This is a genomic window from Microcoleus sp. A003_D6 (genome assembly GCF_036702825.1).
Taxonomy (GTDB): domain Bacteria; phylum Cyanobacteriota; class Cyanobacteriia; order Cyanobacteriales; family Microcoleaceae; genus Microcoleus.
In genome coordinates this window covers 1-5,633 of sequence record NZ_JAUBWA010000224.1, presented here as the reverse complement: position 1 = coordinate 5,633, position 5,633 = coordinate 1, and the positions used below count along the sequence as shown (strand labels likewise).

The window sequence follows — 5,633 nt, the reverse complement described above, 5'->3', positions numbered from 1 at the left end:
TTGGCAAAAGGATTGCGCCCGGAAACCCTAGTAATAGGGATATTAAGACCGAAATGTCTTAAGAATCCCCGTCGCGATCGCGCGGGGAGTGTCAAGTAGAAAGTATTTGAAAATCCTATGTATGGTGAGGACTGTCCCACAAATGGGAGCGGACTACCACCGTCAGCGACATCAATCCACGTATCCCCTATTGCTCATCCCTTTCTTTCGGTGCCAGAAAAGCGTATTTTGGTTCGAGTCGAACATTGATAGCATAGAGATAATAGCGAAACAATGCAAGCTGTTTGGGTGTGAAGTCCTTCTTCACAGCCTCAAGAACCGAAGCTTCATTAGCGTGGAACCCCATCAATGTAGAAAGGGTGAGGTATGGGGATGCTGGCGGATATCCCTCCGAGTCGATAGGCAATTTAAGCTTCTCAAAGACCACTGCCATTTCGTGGAGACTGGCCCAGAAAGCCGCGTGTAGGATAAACCCAAGGATTGCGTTTCCTGCATCTTGTTTATCGCGAGATTCTTTTGTTAGTTGCTTAGTATTGATTAGCTGCTCTAGTGCCGAGTTTTTCTGTAGAAATAAAACACTTGCTTGTTCCCGCAAATGGGTAGAGGTTAGCGCTTCCAAGTCGGGATGTTCTACCCAGGGGGGCAGTTGGATTGCCTCTAAATCAGCATCCTTAACTGGTGCTAAGACCTCCTGAAGCATTGACAGACCTAAGCTTCGGGCGAAGAAGCGCCAGTTGCGCGTCACTCTGTAGTACCGCGAGAGCAACGTCTCCTGTGCATAATTCAGGAACTCGTGTACCTCTGCGATACCTCCAAAATGTTCTACCAATTGGCGATTATAGTAGAAAGCTGGATGAATGAGCGTTTTGGGGGTGTTATCGTCTTGGGTTACGATAATAGCTTCTCGTTTTGCCTCCTCGGGAACACCGTCAAGACATTCATAGACCCGTAGTGCAGGATAACCTTCTGCGATATCGTACTTTAGATCGAGTTTCTCCTTGCTGAATATCTCCAACGTCGTGCGAACAGAATCAAGTGTAGCGTAGGGATTTCCCAGCCATGACCACAGAATCCAACGGGGCATCCGTCTGTACTTAAACTCCGGCTCTTCATTGAGTTCCATCAAATCTTTGATGTGCTCAAGAGCGTGTCTGGCTCGATAGGGTTCGTGCATTTGCTTCAGGGTTTGGTCGCTCAAGTCTGAAAAAGGTCCGTTTTGCTCGAGTAACAGCCCCGATCGCAGCAGCAGCCTCAGTTCGTCCTTATTGAATTGTGTGGGTAAAAAATAAGACCGCCAGAAGATGGGGCGCGGCAATGATTGGTTGATGCGAATCACCCGTTCAGCCAACGCCAAGACGTGTTCCTTGGCGAAATTAAGCTCCGAACAGACAAACCAATAATAGCGGAGTCCGTACTTGAGCAGGTTATGAATTTCTGCTTCGATCGCATCCAGATTTCGCAGCCGGACAGTTTGCCCTTTCACCTTCGGTTCGCAACAAAAAGCACAGGCGCAAGGGCAACCGCGCGAGATTTCGATAGCAATAGAACGCCCTGAATCATCGCCTGTTCCCAGTCCAGGAACATCTGCCAGGTGAGTGTTGCGGAGTTCGCGTTCGCCGTGAAAACGGAAGATTTCGTCGATAATGTCTTCGGTATATTCAATATCGTCAAAAGGGCCCCAGAATACGCGCTGGTTCTGTCGCCATTGACCGTCGGCACGATAGAGCAAGTTGGATATGCCCTCGGTACGACCATTGAGGACTTCATGAAAGTGCGGAAAAAATTCGTCAGGTTCGCCAATAATGCCAAAGTCAGGTTGTAAATACTCCGCAGCAGACACCGGGTTGGCAGTGAAGGTAAATCCACCTACGAATATCTTGGCATCGGACATCTCGCGAATCCGCCGAATGGCAGCGTGGGTGTCTTCGACCGGGAACCAGGGGTTCTTGGGGCTGCCTTTGGGATCGGAGCTTATGTAGTCATCCGAGATGGTGGAGTCGGCTTGCCGAATGGTAAAAGCGACGGCGCGGGGCTGGTGGTCGGTGACCAGTTTCGCGATGCACTCAAGCTGCTGTTGTCTGTTCAAACCCAGCCCGTCCCAACGGACGACCGATAACCCCGCCCGACGGGCAAGCGCCGACACCTGAACAAAAGCGTAAGGATAAACTGGGCGTCCGGGCCAGTTGCTGAGGTTGATAAAGAGTAGATCGATCGGTTTCGGGTTTGGGCGGCTAATACCTGTGTATGCGGGCACCATGAGCTTTGTCCTCTAAATTCAATAATAATTATCTTGCTGCTCTGAGATACGCAAGTTTAAGCCCAATAAATGGCAGTTGTCGGATCGAGAAATCCCATAAACCAGGAAATAGTTGAACGTTGTCCTCCCTCTTTAGGTAGAGGTCCGACAGCATGAACTTTTGTTGAATCAAATAGATAAATATCACCACTACGAATGGGCAAGACAATTTCGTCAAAATCTGCCAGGGATTCCGGCGTATAGCCAACACCGTCGTATTTAAAGCGGAGAACTTCGCGGGTTTGGTCATTCGGTGAAATATTCCAGTAGTGAAGGTCACCACCACCTGCACTATTTTCCAGACAAATAACTCCTATTATGGCTCTACCGTTCACCAACTGAGCAACTTCAAAGTCCTTGATATGAGGACTTCTCAATAGCCTATTATCTTCATGGGGAACAAGAGCAAAACCTTCTGTTATATTTCCCCAGGAACGCATCTTATATTCTGCCGCCTTACGTCCGTTATATTCAGCAAGTCGAAGGTGTAACCCTTGATTGCTGAGATGTTTTTTAATTCCACCGAGCAAAAACCGGAAAAAATCCCCTGTATTGGCAAAAAGTGCCTGAACATCTTTGCTGGTTTTCTCCACCCGATCGAAGTAAACTTCCAGTGGTTCTCTGACAGTCATTCCTATATTAGGACCCAACATCGCACTATAGTGATAGTCAAGGGACAAACTGCCATCGGATTTTTGCTGTAAAGAAGGGTTGTGCCAGAAATTGTGACAAATTTGTTGACGAAATTCCTGCTTCAAAGCACCTCGGAACATTGCGCCTGCGACTTTTCCCTGCAAAACCTCAATCCAAAGCTGCCAATCAATTTCATTTCTTTCCACGATTTGGAAATAGGAATCAGGGTGGACAATTCCCTGGAGTTGAATTGATGGAGTGGGACTTAAAGTATCAGACATTTCTATATTTACCTTCTTTATTACATTTTTGCCATTGAAAAGCTGACGTAGTTGCCTCTCACCTACGCAAGTTTAAGCCCAATATATGACGGTTGTCGGATCGCGAAATCCCATAAACCATAAAAGAGTTAAACGTTGAGCTTTCTCATTAGTCAGTTGTCCGACAGCATGAATTTTTGTTGAATCAAATAGATAAATATCACCACCGCGAATAGACAGGACAAGTTTGTCAAAATCTGCTAGAGCTTCCAGAGGATATCCAATATTGTCGTATTTAAAGCCGAGTGCTTCGCGGGTTTGGTCATTCGGTGAAATATTCCAGTAGTGAAGATCCCCACCCTCCCCATTTTCCAGGCAAATATTCACGCCCACAGTTCTGCCTACTAATTGCCCGATCTCAAAACCCTGGAGGTGAGGAGATCTAAACGGTCCCTCATCATCATGTGGCTCCAGCACGAAAGTCCCTGAATTTCTTCCCCAGGATTTTATCTTACATTCTCCTGCCTTACGTCCGTCGTCGTGTTGGGCAACTCGAAGCAAACACCCTCGATCGGCTAGACGCTTTCTAATTCCACCGAGCAAAAACTCGAAGAAATCACCTGTATTTGCAAAAAGCCCTTGGACATCCTGGCGGACTTGTTCTACTTCATCGAAGTAAACTTCTAGAGGTTTAGTCACAGAAGAACCGATGAAAGCTTCATAGTAGGAAGGTAGACCATCGGCTTGCTGCTTTAAAGTAAGACTACGCCAAAAATTGTGACAAATCTGTTGACGCAATTCCTGATTCAAAACACCTCGGAAGATTGCCCCAGCGACTTTTCCCTGCAAAACATCAATCCAAAGCTGCCAATCAATTTCGTTTCTTTCCACTATTTGGAAATAGGAGTCAGGGTGGACAATTCCCTGTAGTTTAATTGATGGAGTAGAACTTAAAACGTCAGACATTCCCAACCCTATCTTTTTAAACTAAATTTTCCTAATCAACAAGTTGTTGACTTTTTCTAACCTGACTTTCTCTGAATTTCTGAAGTTAAAGCACTTTTTCAACTATCGTTGTGCATAGGAGCTTACTGAGCTACTGGATAAAAATGCTTAAACTGATGAAAATTGTGCTTTCCCACGAAATAGTCCCAGTCAATCCAGGCTGTTCTGAGGTCTCGGATTCCTGAATTAGAGTCGAAAGCTCGCCTGCCATGAAGTACTCTGGAGTTATTTAATAGTAGACAGTTTCGAGGCTTGAGGCGAAAACAGTGTGAATAAGCCGGATTTTTTAAGTAGCGAAGGAAGGTAAAAAACGCTTCGTAGAAGAGTTCCATTTCGTCAAATGGTACATCCCAGTCGCAGGTATGGGCATGACCAAAATTGACTCTCTTCACCCAATTTTGCTCGTCTAGTTCCAAGATGTACCGCTTCCGACGGTAGAGATACCCAAAGTCTTTATAGAACTTCTCAAAGCGGATGGGGGTCGCCGCTAAAATCTGAAAGTAATTGGGATGGTTCTGGCGAAAGTCGCGGGCAACACGAAAGCCATCTACTAACAGCGATTCCCCACCCAACACATCGTTTTGCCCCATATGCAAGCACGTTAACAGTTGCGGACAGCACCTGTAGGAAAAATCGTTGTGTGGGAAAAGAACATCGCCAGGATGTGGTACTGGTTTGGTATTCAAGTCTACTCTCATCATCGAAATTGCTCCGAACTCAGTATGATAAATAGGTCCGATGGTTGAGAGAAAGACCTCGAAGTCCTCAGCCGACATATTTTCAAGTACCGTAAATCCCAGGGTAAAAAGTTGATTGGCCCACGTCTCAAATGTACAGGAATCAGCTTCATGACAGTAATCGGACAAGTGATTCTCGATCCAAGCTTTGTCCCAAAGAATTTCTTCTTTCTCGATGGATTCAAACTCTTGATGAAAGCTCCCACGTCCTGTTTCGCGATCGTAAGCATGACTTAGCAGCCAAGAAAGTTGAAAGGTACTGCGGTGGGGAGGATCTTCGTTCCAGAGAATTGTTAAATCACCATCCTGTTCTTCTACCGACAAAGGTTCCGGAGGTGAGGTGCGATCGCTGATATCATAAACCTTCCGTAAAGTGTTTGGACGACGACACTCAGGACAAAAACAATTATCGCGCAACCAGATATAGTGAAAGCGTTTGCTTCCGACTGTTAAAAAGCTTTTATTTAGCATCTAAATTCTCCGGGACTTAACTTCATTGATTTCCCTCAGTAGTAAGTTTGGTGGCACTGGGTTAGTTAGATGGGAGAGAGCTAAACAATTAGGTTGATTTCAACGGCTATTATAAAAAATGTTCGGAAAGCGGAAAACTCAGCGGCTTGAGCCAGCTCGATGTAAGCGACACGGGCGGTTTTAACCGCCGTGATTCTTTCTTAATTCTTAACATTTTTGGTAGGGTAAAAA

Annotated in this window: 4 protein-coding genes; all 4 read right to left on the bottom strand. The window is 45.9% G+C overall.

Annotated elements, in window-relative coordinates:
• Window positions 1-187: 187 nt before the first annotated feature.
• Window positions 188-2,257, bottom strand: a complete 2,070-nt coding sequence (locus tag QUB70_RS31420) for a B12-binding domain-containing radical SAM protein (protein WP_332985684.1) — start codon at window positions 2,255-2,257, stop codon at window positions 188-190.
• A 56-nt stretch (window positions 2,258-2,313) separates the two neighbouring features.
• Window positions 2,314-3,210 (bottom strand): 2OG-Fe(II)-dependent halogenase WelO5 family protein, encoded by an 897-nt coding sequence (locus QUB70_RS31415; protein ID WP_332985683.1) that lies wholly within the window; start codon window positions 3,208-3,210, stop codon window positions 2,314-2,316.
• A gap of 72 nt (window positions 3,211-3,282) precedes the next feature.
• Window positions 3,283-4,155, bottom strand: coding sequence for a hypothetical protein (locus QUB70_RS31410; protein ID WP_332985681.1), 873 nt, complete (start codon window positions 4,153-4,155; stop codon window positions 3,283-3,285).
• Between the two features lie 122 nt (window positions 4,156-4,277).
• Complete coding sequence (locus tag QUB70_RS31405) at window positions 4,278-5,402, bottom strand: TauD/TfdA family dioxygenase (protein ID WP_332985679.1); 1,125 nt, start codon at window positions 5,400-5,402, stop codon at window positions 4,278-4,280.
• Window positions 5,403-5,633: the final 231 nt, after the last annotated feature.

What these genes read in the sequence shown, in the direction of transcription:
- QUB70_RS31420 (WP_332985684.1), bottom strand. Translation starts at nt 2,257, where the DNA reads ATGGTGCCCGCATACACAGGTATTAGCCGCCCAAACCCGAAACCGATC.
- QUB70_RS31415 (WP_332985683.1), bottom strand. Translation starts at nt 3,210, where the DNA reads ATGTCTGATACTTTAAGTCCCACTCCATCAATTCAACTCCAGGGAATT.
- QUB70_RS31410 (WP_332985681.1), bottom strand. Translation starts at nt 4,155, where the DNA reads ATGTCTGACGTTTTAAGTTCTACTCCATCAATTAAACTACAGGGAATT.
- QUB70_RS31405 (WP_332985679.1), bottom strand. Translation starts at nt 5,402, where the DNA reads ATGCTAAATAAAAGCTTTTTAACAGTCGGAAGCAAACGCTTTCACTAT.